The organism is Pseudomonas sp. QTF5 (assembly GCF_000512695.2).
GTDB lineage: Bacteria > Pseudomonadota > Gammaproteobacteria > Pseudomonadales > Pseudomonadaceae > Aquipseudomonas.
In genome coordinates, this window is sequence record NZ_AZRW02000050.1 from 1 (window position 1) to 13,823 (window position 13,823).

The 13,823-nt window shown below is 61.9% G+C and carries 13 protein-coding genes; 10 read left to right on the plus strand and 3 right to left on the minus strand.

The annotated features are described in order from the left end of the window. Positions 1 to 75: 75 nt before the first annotated feature. Both IC37_RS26165 and gspH read right to left on the minus strand, forming a co-directional pair. Positions 76 to 684: a type II secretion system protein J gene (locus tag IC37_RS26165; protein ID WP_030131585.1), complete on the minus strand. Its 609-nt coding sequence runs from the start codon at positions 682 to 684 to the stop codon at positions 76 to 78. Next, positions 681 to 1,133, minus strand: coding sequence for a type II secretion system minor pseudopilin GspH (gene gspH / locus IC37_RS26170; RefSeq protein ID WP_030131584.1), 453 nt, complete (start codon positions 1,131 to 1,133; stop codon positions 681 to 683). The genes IC37_RS26165 and gspH overlap by 4 nt, the downstream gene beginning before the upstream one ends. 120 nt (positions 1,134 to 1,253) lie before the next feature. Here gspH and IC37_RS26175 point away from each other — a divergent pair, with 120 nt between their 5' ends. Further along, positions 1,254 to 1,685, plus strand: coding sequence for a type II secretion system protein N (locus tag IC37_RS26175; RefSeq protein WP_030131583.1), 432 nt, complete (start codon positions 1,254 to 1,256; stop codon positions 1,683 to 1,685). An 87-nt stretch (positions 1,686 to 1,772) separates the two neighbouring features. Here IC37_RS26175 and gspI read toward each other — a convergent pair whose 3' ends face one another. Next, a complete protein-coding gene (gene gspI / locus IC37_RS26180) occupies positions 1,773 to 2,156 on the minus strand; it encodes a type II secretion system minor pseudopilin GspI (RefSeq protein WP_030131582.1) in 384 nt (127 codons plus the stop codon). A 147-nt stretch (positions 2,157 to 2,303) separates the two neighbouring features. On the opposite strand from gspI, the gene gspG reads away from it, so the two are divergent. The 9 genes from gspG (at position 2,304) to IC37_RS26225 (ending at position 13,618) form a co-directional block, all read left to right on the plus strand. Then, a complete protein-coding gene (gene gspG / locus IC37_RS26185; RefSeq protein WP_007901208.1) occupies positions 2,304 to 2,762 on the plus strand; it encodes a type II secretion system major pseudopilin GspG in 459 nt (152 codons plus the stop codon). Between the two features lie 8 nt (positions 2,763 to 2,770). Continuing rightward, a complete protein-coding gene (gene gspK, locus IC37_RS26190; protein ID WP_030131581.1) occupies positions 2,771 to 3,757 on the plus strand; it encodes a type II secretion system minor pseudopilin GspK in 987 nt (328 codons plus the stop codon). Continuing rightward, positions 3,754 to 4,929, plus strand: coding sequence for a type II secretion system protein GspL (gene gspL / locus IC37_RS26195; RefSeq protein ID WP_030131580.1), 1,176 nt, complete (start codon positions 3,754 to 3,756; stop codon positions 4,927 to 4,929). The genes gspK and gspL overlap by 4 nt, the downstream gene beginning before the upstream one ends. Next, a complete protein-coding gene (gene gspM, locus IC37_RS26200; protein ID WP_030131579.1) occupies positions 4,922 to 5,479 on the plus strand; it encodes a type II secretion system protein GspM in 558 nt (185 codons plus the stop codon). Before gspL ends, gspM begins: the two co-directional genes overlap by 8 nt. Then, positions 5,476 to 7,866 carry a type II secretion system secretin GspD gene (gene gspD, locus IC37_RS26205; protein WP_030131578.1) on the plus strand — a complete coding sequence of 797 codons (2,391 nt, stop codon included), beginning with the start codon at positions 5,476 to 5,478 and terminating at the stop codon, positions 7,864 to 7,866. Before gspM ends, gspD begins: the two co-directional genes overlap by 4 nt. Positions 7,867 to 8,008: 142 nt before the next feature. Further along, positions 8,009 to 9,427, plus strand: coding sequence for a type II secretion system ATPase GspE (gspE, locus tag IC37_RS26210; protein ID WP_030131577.1), 1,419 nt, complete (start codon positions 8,009 to 8,011; stop codon positions 9,425 to 9,427). After that, positions 9,427 to 10,638, plus strand: coding sequence for a type II secretion system inner membrane protein GspF (gene gspF / locus IC37_RS26215; RefSeq protein WP_030131576.1), 1,212 nt, complete (start codon positions 9,427 to 9,429; stop codon positions 10,636 to 10,638). The genes gspE and gspF overlap by 1 nt, the downstream gene beginning before the upstream one ends. 453 nt (positions 10,639 to 11,091) lie before the next feature. Further along, on the plus strand, positions 11,092 to 12,288 hold the full coding sequence (locus IC37_RS26220) for a substrate-binding domain-containing protein (RefSeq protein ID WP_030131575.1): 1,197 nt from the start codon (positions 11,092 to 11,094) through the stop codon (positions 12,286 to 12,288). A gap of 154 nt (positions 12,289 to 12,442) precedes the next feature. Beyond that, positions 12,443 to 13,618, plus strand: a complete 1,176-nt coding sequence (locus IC37_RS26225) for a substrate-binding domain-containing protein (RefSeq protein ID WP_030131574.1) — start codon at positions 12,443 to 12,445, stop codon at positions 13,616 to 13,618. Positions 13,619 to 13,823 lie beyond the last annotated feature (205 nt).

Here is a 13,823-nt window from a genome sequence, read left to right on the forward strand (position 1 = left end):
TATTGCAGAAAAGGGGGTAACCATAGATGTGGGAGCGGGCTTGCTCGCGAAGAACGATAACGCGGTCTTTCTGAATCACTCCAACGGCCCCAACACCTGCCGATATTGCTCAACCCCCTGAGGCGTCTGCCGCGTCAGGCTGATCTCGATCCCCAGCGGATTCTCCCGTCGGTTACCGCTCAGTTTCCTCCAGCCCTTGTCCACCTCCCACACCCGCAACGCGGCTTCGCTGACGTCATTGAGCACGGCCACTCCATCGGTGGGCGCTGGCAGCGGATACTGACTGCGCGACGGCGCCTGAGCCCGATAGAGCGTGTCGCCCTTGAGCCACCAGCGCACGCGCTGCAATTCGCCATTCTGGTTGGGTGCGACGCGGATCATGTCCAGACGAAAGCCTTTGCCGTCGGTGCTACGCACGGTCAGCGCGGGCGGGGCGCTGGGCGGTTCGTCGTCTGCCCCGGGCCTGGCCGGCTCGGACAGCTCGATGCTGGCGCGCATCGCGACGTCGCGCTCCAGTTGGTTCAGCGCCCGCAGCAGGGCTTCGGTCTGTTCGGTGCTGGCCTGCAAATGAGCGTCGGCGCGGGTGACGCTGTCCAGACCGCGCCAGGCAATCAGGCTGACCACGGCCATGAGCATGATCGCCACCATTACTTCGATCAGGGTAAAACCTTGTTGGGCTTTCATTGGATGCTCACCTGGCCGGCGGCATTGCGTTGCACACTGATGCTGTTGAGCCCGTCCGACAGTTTCAACTGCAAGGGCGGGTTGATCCACTCTGCGTTCAGCACGACTTTTTGCCTGGGCTCCGCGCGCACCTCCAGCCCCGGCGTTTCCCAAGGGCGGGGGCGCAGTTGTGGGTCGTTGTTGAAGTGATCGAAGCCTTTGTCCTGGTCATTGCGGCGACTGAATCGAAAGCCCTTGGCGTCGGCCAGCCAAGTGATCGGCCGCCCATCGGCCCGGGCTTCGGCCTGAGCCACCTGGAGCAGTTGCGCGACACGTTCGGCATCCTTGCGCAGCAAATGCAACGGGTCCGGTTTGATGCTCAGGCTGATCGCCGCGCTAGCGATGCCGATGATCACCAACACCACCATTAACTCGATCAAGGTAAAGCCCTGTTGTTTGAAGCCATTCATCGACTGCGCGCTCCTTTGCGTCGGTTTTTATCCTGCACGGCAAAGATGATGGGTGTGTGAAATAAAAACGTGAGAATTAAGCGGTAGGCTCAGGGCAGGGATTAAAAGGAGACTCAGCCCATGTCGTTCACGGATCGGTTTTCCCCGGCACAGTGCGTGCAGGCTGTTGCTTTGCTGGCGACTCTGGCCGGTGTCGTCACCTGGTCATCGTTGCTGCTTACCCGGGCCGAATCCCGAACCCCGGAGGCGGCGCCGCAATTGATTGCCGAGCGCTCCAGTAACCCGGCCCTGCAATGGTTTTCCAACCAACCGGCGCCGGTCGATATCAAGGTTGGCGGCGTGCTGGCGGGCAGCCGGGGTGCCGTGGCCATCCTCAGTCTCAACGACGGCCCCCCACGCAGCTTTCTGGTGGGCGAGCGCGTGAGCCAAGGGGTGAAAGTCGTGGCCATCGACGGCGATGCTGTGGTGATCGAGCGCGGTACGGAACAAACCCGGTTGGTGCTCGATAAACTGCCAGATTCACCGTTATTGCCCGTGTTGACTCAACCCTAGCCTAAGCGCGATCCATGTGGGANGACTGTGCCGCCGTCTTCGCGAGCAAGCCCGCTCCCACAGGTTCCGCCATCAACCTCGGCGCCCTCACTTTTGCGTCATCGGCCGACTGAGCAAGGTATCGAGTCGAGCCAATGGCGGCGCCTCGCGGCTGCGGTCGAACACTTGCAGATCGACCCTCAACAAGCGGCCGTTCTGCGCATTGCCAATGGCTTGTTCGCAGCGCAACAGCAACCGCCCCTGATCGCACTCGGTCGTTTTCGCCCCCAGCGGCAAACGGCCCTCAAGACGCAGCTCGGCCAAGCGACTCTGGGCCGCCAGCAGCGCGATGGATTTGTCGCGCAACAGGCCATTGCTCTGGGTCATCAACCCGGCCACCCGCACCGCGGCGGACATCGCGACGGCGATGATTGCCAGCGCCACGAGCACTTCAATCAAGGTAAAACCGGCTTCTCGGGAAGGGCGTCGCATCAGGCGCTCGGGCAGTCTGGACAGCGCTTGACGGTAGCGTCCGGGCTTGACGGCTTGACGACCAAAGCTCCCGAGGAAATTCAACATCACTGACATATCTTCTTGCAACACTGCGCGTCGAATCGAATCAAGCCAGGGAATGTCGAGATGGATATCGCGCGCTTCAAGTTGCTGAATCAGCAGCCCCGCCTGCCTCGGGGGCAGCAAGGTTTCACGCTGATCGAGATCATGGTGGTGGTAGTGATTCTCGGGATTCTCGCGGCGATGGTGGTGCCCAAGGTGCTGGACCGTCCGGACCAGGCGCGGGCCACGGCCGCCAAACAGGACATTGGCGGCTTGATGCAAGCGTTGAAGCTGTATCGCCTGGACCACGGCACCTATCCGAACATGACCCAAGGCTTGAAAGTGCTGGTCGAACGCCCGGCGGACGCCAAGAACAGCAACTGGCGCTCGTATCTGGAACGCCTGCCGAATGACCCGTGGGGCCGTCCCTACAACTATCTGAATCCGGGCGCGAATGGCGAAGTCGATATCTTCTCTCTCGGTGCCGACGGCCAGCCTGACGGCGAGGGCGTGAATGCCGATATCGGCTCCTGGCAGTTGTAAGCGCGGTCATGAAAGCCTATTCGCTGGCAGTGGCGAAGCAACGCGGCATGGCGATCATCAGTGCCTTGCTGATCGCAGCGGTGGTTGCGGTGATTGCCGGCGGCATGCTCACCCGGCAAACGGTGTTTACCCGAAGCCTTGAGGCCGAGCAGTTGCGAGTGCAGGGCGCCTGGGTGCTGCACGGCGGCATCGAGATCAGCCGACAGCTGTTGTGGGATGCGCGCCGGCGTGACCCGTTGACGCGTCTCGATCAGCCGTGGGCGCAGCCGTTGGTGATGGCTCGTTATGACGGTCGTGACTTGCCGTTTGAAGGCCGACTGGAAGACGAGCAGGGCAAGTTCAACCTGCGCAACCTGGTCGCCAATGAACGAGTCGACGAGGAGCAACTGGTGAACTTCCAGCGCCTGTGCCAGTTGATCGGGGTCAATGGAGCCCTGAGCCAACGCATCAGCCAGCGGGTGATCGCCTCTTACCCACGTCTGTTGAACCCTGAGTTGGCGGACAAAGCACCGCCCAAGAGCGGCTTTGACAGCGGCCGCGATACCTCGCCGAATGCCGTGCGCAAGCCCCAATTGCCCACGCGCCCGATGCTGCGCAGCCTCGACGATCTGCGCAGTGTCGAAGGCATGAATGACGCGCTGCTGGCGAAGATCACGCCCTATTTCACCATCCTCCCGTCCAATACCTGGCTCAACGGCAACACCGCCAGCGCACCGGTGCTGGCCGCTTATGTGCCGGGGCTGTCGATCGAGCGCGCCCAGGCGCTGCTCGCCGAGCGTGACGGCGGCCAGTGGTTCATCAATCGCGGGGATTTCGTCAACCGTCTGCGCATGCCAAACCTGGAGCTGGCGACCGTCAAAGTCGGGATCACCAGCGACTGGTTTCGCTTGCGTGGCAAGGCGCGTAGCGATCAGCGCCGGGTCAGCCTCGATGCATTGTTGCATCGCAGCGAAGACCGCTTGCCCGAGGTTATCTGGTCACGGGTGGGCGTATGAGTCAGCTGCGCATCGCCTTGCCGCCATTGGCTGATTTGACCCTCGACAGCCCGCTGGAATTCGCCTGGCTGGACCGTCAGGGGCAGGTGACCCGCGAGGGCCAAAGTACCTTGCTGCAATTGGGCCAGAGCGGAAAAACCCCGGCGATTGCATTTTTTCTGCACCCTCAGGACAGCTTGTTGGCGAGCATCGACCTGCCGATTTTACCGGCGAGCAAAACCACAGCAGCGGTGCAGTGCGCGGCGCAGGCGCTGATCCTCGGGGCTAGCGAGCAGATGCACATCGCCCACAGCCCACGGGATGAACAGGGGCGCGTACACATCGCGTGGCTGTCCCGCGAATGGCTGAGCCAGTTCGGTCAGTTGCTGCGGATGGCGCGATTGACCCTGCGCGGTGTGTACTCGAGTGCTTATTGTTTACCCGTCGCAGACGCCCCGGTGGCCTGTGTTCGGGACGGGCATCTGTTGGTGCGTCACAGCCTTCAGCACGCGGTCGTACACCCGGCGGTGGATGAGGCGTTGAGTGATCTGTTGCTGGAGAACGGCGCCAGCGTGCAATGGATCGGCGAAGCGCCGCCAGAGGCGACGATCACACATTTACCCGCCGAACAACGCTGGACTGGGGTCTTGCCCGGCTGGGGCTTGCACGGCGGGATTCAACAACGCAGTGCCGGCCAATCAGGCTGGGGGCGGGCGATGGCCTTTTGTGCGATAGCCGTGGCGGTCTGGACCCTGGGGTTGAATCTGTACGCGGCCCGTGAAGCGACACAGGGCCAACGACTCAAGACGCACATGAATCAGCGGGTGAAGCAGGCCTTCCCTGAGCTGCCGGTGATCCTCAATCCGTTGCAACAGGCGCGTCAGCAATTGGCCGCCCGCCAGAGCGGCGCCGCGACCGACCCGACCCAGCGTTTCGCCAGCCTGGTGCTGCAAGCCGGCAGCGGCATGCCCTTCATCGCCGGCAGCGTGCAACAGCTGGTGTTTGAGCAGGGCGAATTGCATCTGAGTTTGCTGAGCGATGCGCGCAAAACCGGCAGCGACAAGCAATGGCAAACCGCGCTGACCCAGGCCGGTGTTGCGATCAACGCCACCGAAAATGGCTGGACCTTGCGCCCGGCCGCCGAGGCTGCGGCCAGCGACGCAGACACCGCCAGCGGAGCCGACGATGAGTAAATATTCCCTTGGGATTTACCGTGCGCGCTGGCAGCACTTCAACGCCCGCACCCAAGTGCTCTGGCAAGGCCTGGCCCTGCGCGAGAAACGCATGGTCGCGGGCACGGCGCTGGTGCTGGCCGGCCTGTTGACCTGGCTGTTGTTGATTCAACCGCCGCTGAAAAAGATCGATTACTGGCAGGCCGAAACGCCGAAGCTGCGCTCCCAGGCCGAAGCACTGGAGGTCTTGCTGCGTGAGGTGGCGCGGCCGCCCACCGCGCAGAGCCTCGAACAATCACTGCGCCAGAGCCTCGACGCCAGTGGTCTGACGGGGCATTACCAATTACAGGCGCCGGACACCGCAACCCCCCAAGCCTGGCGCTTGACGTTCGACGAGGCCCCGGCAGATGCCGTGGTCGGCTGGCTGCTGGTCAATCCCCGGCAATTTTCCCTTGAGGTGGTCGAGGTTCGTTTGCAGCGCGCAGGCGAACCTTTGCTCAATGACACGGCAGGCACTCTGTCCGGAACCGTTCGCATGGATCAGGCGCTTGGCGCTAAGGAAGCTTCATGAAGTGGTCAGGTTCTCTGTATGCGCGTCAGTGCCGCATGGCCGCGCCGTTTTTATTGCTGGCACTGAGTGCGTGCAGCAACACCGCCACCACGACGCAACAGCCGCCGTTGCTGGTGGACAGCGAATTGGGACGCCCGTTGGCCGACACCAACCGTACCGGCGATGCATTGGCGGATCGGCAAAAAAACCAGGCGCAGTTGAAGCAGCCGCCGGGAGTGCAACACAAAATCAGCAGCCCCGGTCGCAGCAATACAGCGCCCGCCGGTAGCGCGCCAGCGAGCAATCCATTGGGCAATCAACCGGTGACGCTGAACTTTGTCGACGTCGATATCCCGGCGGTGGTGCGTGCATTGTCGCGGTCCACCGGTCGCCAGTTTCTGGTCGATCCACGGGTCAAAGGCAACCTGACGCTGGTCTCCGAAGGGCAGGTGCCGGCGCATCAGGCCTACGACATGCTGCTGGCTACCCTGCGCATGCAGGGTTTCAGCGTGGTCGATGTCGGCGGGGTTTCCCAAGTGGTGCCAGAGGCCGACGCCAAGTTGCTCGGCGGGCCGATTTACAGCGCCGACAAACCCGCCGGCAACGGCATGCTGACCCGCACCTTTCGCCTGCAATACGAAAACGCGGTGAACCTGATCCCGGTGCTGCGCCCGATCGTATCGCCGAACAACCCGATCAACGCCTACCCCGGCAACAACACCATCGTCGTCACCGACTACGCCGAGAACCTGTCGCGGGTGGCGCAGATCATTCAGGGCATCGACAGCCCAAGCGCCATCGACACCGACGTGGTGCAGGTGCAGAACGGTATCGCTGCGGACATCGCCGGCATGGTCTCGGACTTGCTGGAGGCGCCGGGCAACGACCCGACGCAGAAGATTTCGGTGATTGGCGATCCGCGTTCCAACTCGATCATCATCCGTGCCGGCAGCCCGGAACGCACCGAGCTGGCACGCAACCTGATCTACAAACTCGATAACGCCCAGAGCAACCCGAGCAACCTGCACGTGGTGTATCTGCGTAACGCCCAAGCCGCCAAACTGGCCCAGGCCCTGCGCGGTTTGCTCACCGGGGAAAGCGACAGCGGCGGCAGCGACGGCGCGCGTTCGGTACTCAGCGCGATGGGCGGCAACACCAGCGGCGGCCAGAACGGGCAGAGCGGCAGCCAGAGCAGCACCGGTACGCAAACCTCTACATCGGGCAGCAGCACCACGGGCGGCAACGGTTACGGGCAGGGCACCAGCGGCTCAAGTGGCCAGACCGGCAGCGGTCAGCAGAGTGAACAGAACGTCGCTTTCAGTGCGGGCGGCGTGACCATTCAGGCCGACGGCACCACCAACACCTTGCTGATTTCCGCGCCGGACCCGGTGTATCGCAACCTTCGCGAAGTCATCGATATGCTTGACCAGCGCCGCGCGCAAGTGGTGATCGAAAGCCTGATCGTCGAAGTCGGCGAAGACGATGCCAGTGAATTCGGCGTGCAATGGCAGACCGGTAATCTGGGTGGCAACGGCGTGATCGGTGGCGCCAACCTCGGCGGCTCGGGGATCAATACCAACGGCAAGACCAGCATTGACGTGTTGCCCCAGGGTCTGAACCTCGGCTACGTCAATGGCACGGTGGACCTTCCCGGCATCGGCAAGATCCTCGACCTGAAAGTGCTCGCCCGTGCCTTGAAGAGCAAGGGCGGGACCAACGTGCTGTCGACGCCGAACCTGCTGACCCTGGACAACGAAGCGGCGAGTATTTTTGTCGGCCAGACCATTCCTTTCGTCAGCGGCAGCTACGTCACCGGCGGTGGCGGCACCAGCAACAACCCGTTCCAGACCGTGACCCGTGAAGAGGTCGGATTAAAGCTCAATGTGCGGCCACAGATTTCCGAAGGCGGCACGGTCAAGCTCGACATCTATCAGGAAGTCAGCAGCGTCGACGAGCGCGCGTCCAACAGCGCGACCGCCGCCGGGATCGTTACCAACAAACGTGCGATCGACACCAGTATCCTGCTCGATGACGGGCAGATCATGGTGCTCGGTGGTTTGTTGCAGGACGGCTACAGCCAAAGCAACGACGCGGTGCCATGGCTGTCGAGCATTCCCGGGATCGGTGCGCTGTTTCGCAATGAGCGCCGGGCGATCACCAAGACCAACCTGATGGTGTTCCTGCGCCCCTACATCATTCGCGACAGCGGCGCCGGGCGCGCGATTACCCTCAACCGCTACGACTTCATGCGCCGCGCCCAGGGCGGGATGCAACCGGAACGCAGCTGGGCCATGCCGGACATGCAGGCGCCGCAACTGCCGACGGCGGCTCAGGGTGTGCCGGTTTCGAATGCGCAGCCACGAGCGACCATTCGCGCGGTGCCAATTGAAGGGAGTCTGCGCCAGTGACCAGCACACCATCCCCCTGTGGGAGCGGGCTTGCTCGCGAAAGCGGTATGTCAGTCACCACAATGCCGAATGTGCTAACGCCTTCGCGAGCAAGCCCGCTCCCACAGGGGATCTTCGGTGTGTTGCAGGTCAGGGGGTTGTCATGAGTGCTTTGCCCTACGCCTGGGCCAAGGCCCAACGCATTCTGTTGCGCACCGGTGAGGAGGGCGCGGTGTTGACGGTGTGCCCGTCGACGCCGGGCTGGTCGATCAGTGAGGTGCGGCGCCAGTTCGGCCCGGCGCGGCTGGAGCGGGTGCGCGATGAGGAACTCGACGGCTTGCTTGCTAGCGCTTATGCCGACACCGGTAGCGCGGCCGCGGTAGTCGGCGCGGCGGAAAACGAAGTAGACCTCGATCGCCTGATGCAGGACATCCCGGAAATCACCGACCTGCTGGATACTCAGGACGGCGCCCCAGTGATCCGCATGATCAACGCCTTGCTCACGCAAGCGGCGCGGGACGAGGCCAGCGACATTCACATCGAGCCCTATGAAAGCCATTCGGTGGTGCGCTATCGGGTCGACGGCACGCTGCGGGATGTGGTGTCGCCGCGCAAGGCGCTGCACGGCGCATTGGTGTCGCGGATCAAGATCATGGCGCAACTCGACATCGCCGAAAAACGCCTGCCCCAGGACGGCCGCATTGCCTTGCGCGTGGCCGGGCGGCCGATCGACATTCGCGTTTCCACGGTGCCCACCGGCCACGGCGAACGAGTAGTGATGCGCCTGCTGGACAAACAGGCCGGGCGCCTGCAACTGGAAACCCTGGGCATGGACCCACAGGTGCTGGTGAAACTCGACAACCTGATCCGCCAACCCCACGGCATCGTGCTGGTCACCGGCCCCACCGGTAGCGGCAAAACCACCAGCCTCTATGCTGCGCTGGCACGGCTGGACGCCAGCACCAGCAACATCCTCACGGTTGAGGATCCGGTGGAATACGACTTGCCGGGCATCAGCCAGATTCAGGTCAACGCCAAGATCGACATGACCTTCGCCCTGGCGTTGCGGGCGATCCTGCGGCAAGACCCGGACATCATCATGATCGGCGAAATCCGCGACCTCGAAACCGCACAAATCGCCGTGCAGGCCTCACTCACCGGGCACCTGGTGCTGGCGACGCTGCACACCAACGACGCGGTGTCAGCGGTCAACCGGTTGATCGACATGGGCGTGGAACCGTTTCTGCTGGCTTCATCGATGCTCGGAGTACTCGCGCAACGCCTGGTGCGACGGCTGTGTCAGCACTGCAAACAGGAAGACCCGGCCGCCCCCGGCACCTGGCGCCCGGTCGGTTGTGCCGCGTGCAACCACACTGGCTACAGCGGTCGCACTGGCATTCATGAATTGTTCTGCATCGACGATGACATTCGCACGCTGATCCATCAGGGCGCCGGCGAGCAGGCCTTGAGAGCCGCCGCCCGCGAAGCCGGGATGTTCAGCATGCGTGAAGACGGCGAGCGCTGGGTTCGCAGCGGTGCCACCGCGCCGGAAGAAATCCTCCGCGTTACACGGGACGCCTGATGAACCGCTACCGTTTTGAAGCTGCCGACGCCAACGGCAAGATCGAGGCCGGCCATCTGGAGGCCGACAGCCAGAGCGCGGCGTTCGGCGTATTGCGCAGCCGTGGGCTGACCGCGTTGTTGGTGCAGATCGAGAGCAACACGCCGGCGGGCGGTGGCGGCGGATTATTCAGCGCCAAACTCTCGGACAACGACCTGGCCTGGGCCACCCGGCAACTGGCGAGCCTGCTGGGTGCAAGCCTGCCGCTGGAAGCCGCGTTGAGCGCGACGGTGGAACAAGCCGAACGCAAGCACATCGCCCAGACCTTGAGCGCGGTGCGTGCCGATGTGCGTGGCGGCATGCGCCTGGCTGAAGCGTTGGCGGCCCGGCCACGGGATTTTCCGGAGATCTATCGGGCGTTGATCGCGGCGGGCGAGGAGTCCGGTGATCTGGCCCAGGTCATGGAGCGGCTGGCCGATTACATCGAAGAGCGCAACAACCTGCGGGGCAAGATTCTCACCGCGTTTATCTATCCCGGTGTGGTGGGGCTGGTGTCGATCGCCATCGTGATCTTTCTGCTCAGCTACGTGGTGCCGCAGGTGGTCAGCGCGTTTTCCCAGGCGCGACAGGATCTGCCGGGGCTGACCCTGGCGATGCTCAATGCCAGTGACTTCATTCGCGGCTGGGGTTGGTTGTGTTTCAGTCTGATGGCGGGCGGTTTCTGGGGCTGGCGCCTGTACTTGCGCAACCCGGCGGCACGTTTGAACTGGCACAGTCGAATCCTGCGTTTGCCGTTGATCGGGCGATTCGTGCTGGGGCTGAACACCGCACGTTTTGCCTCGACCCTGGCGATTCTCGGTGGCGCCGGGGTGCCGTTGTTGCGGGCGCTGGAAGCGGCGCGCCAGACCTTGTCCAACGACCGCTTGAGCCAGAGCGTCAGCGACGCCACGGCCAAGGTTCGCGAGGGCGTTAACCTGGCCGCCGCGCTGCGGGTCGAGAAGGTCTTCCCGCCGGTGCTGATCCACCTGATCGCCAGCGGCGAGAAAACCGGCTCGTTGCCGCCGATGCTCGAACGCGCCGCGCAAACCCTGTCCCGCGACATCGAACGCCGGGCCATGGGCATGACCGCGTTGCTGGAACCGTTGATGATTGTGGTCATGGGCGGGGTGGTGCTGGTGATCGTCATGGCGGTGTTGTTGCCGATCATCGAGATCAATCAGTTGGTGCAGTGAAGGCATCGTCAGATCGCCGCTCCCAGTCACACCGAAGATCAAATGTGGGAGCGGGCTTGCTCGCGAAGACTGACTCCCTGACAACAATTACTTGAATTATTCTCCACTGATCCAAGCCTCACCCGAGCCCCAATCCTATCATCCTCGGGTTCGTCGTTCTGTCATGTGCAACGACCCATCAAGCCCTCCAGCCGACCTTCGGCCAAACCGACGAAAGTCTCGCGCCAAACACCGCGAAAAGCCCCCGCGAACACCCGAGAACTCGCTGAAAAATCGCCCCGCACCTCCCGAGGTTTTTTCCTTTATCTGTCACTGGAAGCTGCGAACTTCTGACCCATGGCCTCACCCCATACGCCGTTCGACCCACGCGGTTCCGGGCACAGGACTTGAGCGCCATGGCGTCATGCACGAGCAACTCACCCAACGTACGAACACGACGAAAGGAGACTCTTCATGTTTAAGCGCAACGTTCTCGCGGTATCCCTGACCCTCGCCGGCCTCTGCGCAGCTCAGGCCGCCATGGCTGATGTCAACGGCGGTGGTGCTACCTTGCCTCAGCCGCTGTACCAGACTGCTGGTGTACTGACTGCCGGTTTTGCCCCTTACCTCGGTGTGGGCAGCGGTAACGGCAAACTGGCTTTCCTGAACAACGACTACACCAAGATCAAGCCGGGTGACACTAGCAACCCACCGAAGAACGTGCACTGGGCTGGAAGCGACTCCAAACTCAACGCCACTGAGCTGAGCAGCTACGTCACCGCTCACGGTGCTGCCTGGGGTCCATTGATCCAGGTGCCTTCGGTCGCCACTTCGGTTGCCATCCCTTTCAACAAGACCGGTACTGCCAACGTTGACCTGAGCGTTAACCAGCTGTGCGGCGTGTTCTCCGGTCGTCTGGCTACCTGGGACCAGATCACCGGTTCCGGCCGTACCGGTCCAATCGTCGTGGTATACCGCGCTGAAAGCAGCGGCACTACCGAGTTGTTTACCCGCTTCCTGAACGCCAAGTGCGCTGAAACCGGCACCTTCGCTGTCACCACCACCTTCGCCTCCAGTTACAGCGGTGGCCTGCCAGCCGGTGCCGTTTCCGCCTCCGGCAGCGCGAACGTGATGACTGCGCTGAACGCTGCCCAGGGTCGTATCACCTACATGAGCCCCGATTACGCCGCTACTACTCTGGCCGGTCTGGACGACGCCACCAAGGTCGCTCGTGTTGGCGGTCTTTCCCCAGCACCAGCCAACGTGTCGGCAGCTATCAATGCCGTTTCGGTTCCTGCTGCTACCGACCGGTCAAAACCGAACGCTTGGGTGCCTGTTTTCACTTCTCAAAAAGTGATCGATGAAACAATCCCGGCTGACCCTAGCTTGCGCCTCTACCCAACCAGCGGCTATCCGATCCTGGGCTTCACCAACGTGATCTTCAGCCAGTGCTACGTCAACGCCGCTCAGAGCACTCAGGTGCGTGATTTCTTCACCCGTCACTATGGCGCAGTCGCTGCCAACAACAACGACGCGGCTATCACCGCCAACCGCTTCGTGCCGCTGCCAACGGCCTGGAAAAACGCCATTCGCGGCAGCTTCCTGACCACTACCAGCGCTCAAAGCATCGGCTACCCGAACGTCTGCAACGGCAAAGGCCGTCCGCTGTAACACCACGCCTGAGCGACACGCAATGCCAATCAGCAACGGCGCAAGCCGTTGCTGATTTCTTTGTAGTTAACGGTGATCGTTTCACACCCTTTAGCTGCGCTTACAGCTCGGGTTACTCGGGCCAGGGGCAGCATTCCAAGACAGGAGTCTTGTCATGTTCAACCAATTTCCCAAGACCGTTGCATTGTTGTGTAGCGCTATATGTGCGCCGTTTGCACTGGCAGATGTCAATGGCGGGGGCGCTACTTTGCCTCAGCCGCTTTACCAAACGCCCGGCGTGTTGACCGCCGGTTTTGCTCCTTACATCGGTGTGGGGAGCGGTGCGGGAAAAGCTGCTTTTCTGAACAACGATTACAGTAAATTCGTGCCTGGAGACACCAGCAAGAATGTGCACTGGGCGGCCAGCGAGTCGAAACTCACCCATGCTGAACTGAATAATTATGTTGCCGGCCACGGTGCGACTTGGGGTCCTTTGATTCAGATACCGTCGGCAGCTACGTCGATTGCCATTCCGTTCAATAAAGTAGGCACTGCAAATGTCAATCTGAGTGTCGTTCAACTGTGCGGCATATTCTCCGGCCGTCTTACTGATTGGAGCCAGATCAACGGCGCAGGCCGAACTGGCGCGATTACCGTTGTTTACCCTCAAGGTTCCAGTGGTACTACTGAGTTGTTTACCCGCTTCCTGAATGCCAAGTGCGCTAATGAGCCTTGGGGCACCTTTGCGATCACCACAAACTTCGCATCCAGCTTCAGCGGAGGACTGCCCGCTAATGCTATCTCAGCTAATCGCAGTCAAGACATCATGAATGCGGTGAATCAGGCTCAAGGTCGTATCACCTACATGAGCCCTGCCTACGCGGCGCCGACGTTGGCGGGGCTGGATGACGCCACAAAAGTGGCCCGGATTGCCGGTGTTTCCCCAACGCCAGCCAACGTTTCGAACGCCATCGCTGCTGTTCCAGTACCTGCCACCGCCAACCGTTCCAACCCGCGTGCTTGGGTGCCAGTGTTCGCCGCAACCACCAACCCTAACGATCCAAGCGTTGTGGCTTTTCCAACCACCGGCTACCCAATCCTGGGTTTCACCAATCTGATTCTCAGTCAGTGCTATGCCGACCCCACCCAGAGCACGCAAGTGAGAAGCTTCATCACCCGTCACTACGGCGCATTGGCTATTAACAACAATGACTCCGTAATCACGGCCAATCGCTTTGTGCCATTACCTGCTACCTGGAAGACGACTGTCCGTAGCAGCTTTCTCACCGCTACCAACGCACTAAGCATCGGCAACCCCAACGTCTGCAACGGCATCGGTCGTCCGCTGTAGAGCCACGCCGTTAGACCCCTGGCCCCATCAGCAACGGCGCAAACCGTTGCTGATTTTTTTGCTTTGGTGCCGCGACCAACACAGCTACATGAAATTTTCATGACATCCGTTCGGTCCCGAGCGGCTGTAACTGCCTATCCCCTATAACCAACGCTGGCAGCTTGATAGCACTGCGTTGCGCCCCCTTAGAGCAAACCGAAAGGAT

What these genes read in the sequence shown, in the direction of transcription:
- IC37_RS26225 (WP_030131574.1), top strand. Translation starts at nt 12,443, where the DNA reads ATGTTCAACCAATTTCCCAAGACCGTTGCATTGTTGTGTAGCGCTATA.
- gspF (WP_030131576.1), top strand. Translation starts at nt 9,427, where the DNA reads ATGAACCGCTACCGTTTTGAAGCTGCCGACGCCAACGGCAAGATCGAG.
- IC37_RS26175 (WP_030131583.1), top strand. Translation starts at nt 1,254, where the DNA reads ATGTCGTTCACGGATCGGTTTTCCCCGGCACAGTGCGTGCAGGCTGTT.
- IC37_RS26220 (WP_030131575.1), top strand. Translation starts at nt 11,092, where the DNA reads ATGTTTAAGCGCAACGTTCTCGCGGTATCCCTGACCCTCGCCGGCCTC.
- gspK (WP_030131581.1), top strand. Translation starts at nt 2,771, where the DNA reads ATGAAAGCCTATTCGCTGGCAGTGGCGAAGCAACGCGGCATGGCGATC.
- gspI (WP_030131582.1), bottom strand. Translation starts at nt 2,156, where the DNA reads ATGCGACGCCCTTCCCGAGAAGCCGGTTTTACCTTGATTGAAGTGCTC.
- gspM (WP_030131579.1), top strand. Translation starts at nt 4,922, where the DNA reads ATGAGTAAATATTCCCTTGGGATTTACCGTGCGCGCTGGCAGCACTTC.
- gspD (WP_030131578.1), top strand. Translation starts at nt 5,476, where the DNA reads ATGAAGTGGTCAGGTTCTCTGTATGCGCGTCAGTGCCGCATGGCCGCG.
- gspL (WP_030131580.1), top strand. Translation starts at nt 3,754, where the DNA reads ATGAGTCAGCTGCGCATCGCCTTGCCGCCATTGGCTGATTTGACCCTC.
- gspG (WP_007901208.1), top strand. Translation starts at nt 2,304, where the DNA reads ATGGATATCGCGCGCTTCAAGTTGCTGAATCAGCAGCCCCGCCTGCCT.
- gspH (WP_030131584.1), bottom strand. Translation starts at nt 1,133, where the DNA reads ATGAATGGCTTCAAACAACAGGGCTTTACCTTGATCGAGTTAATGGTG.
- IC37_RS26165 (WP_030131585.1), bottom strand. Translation starts at nt 684, where the DNA reads ATGAAAGCCCAACAAGGTTTTACCCTGATCGAAGTAATGGTGGCGATC.
- gspE (WP_030131577.1), top strand. Translation starts at nt 8,009, where the DNA reads ATGAGTGCTTTGCCCTACGCCTGGGCCAAGGCCCAACGCATTCTGTTG.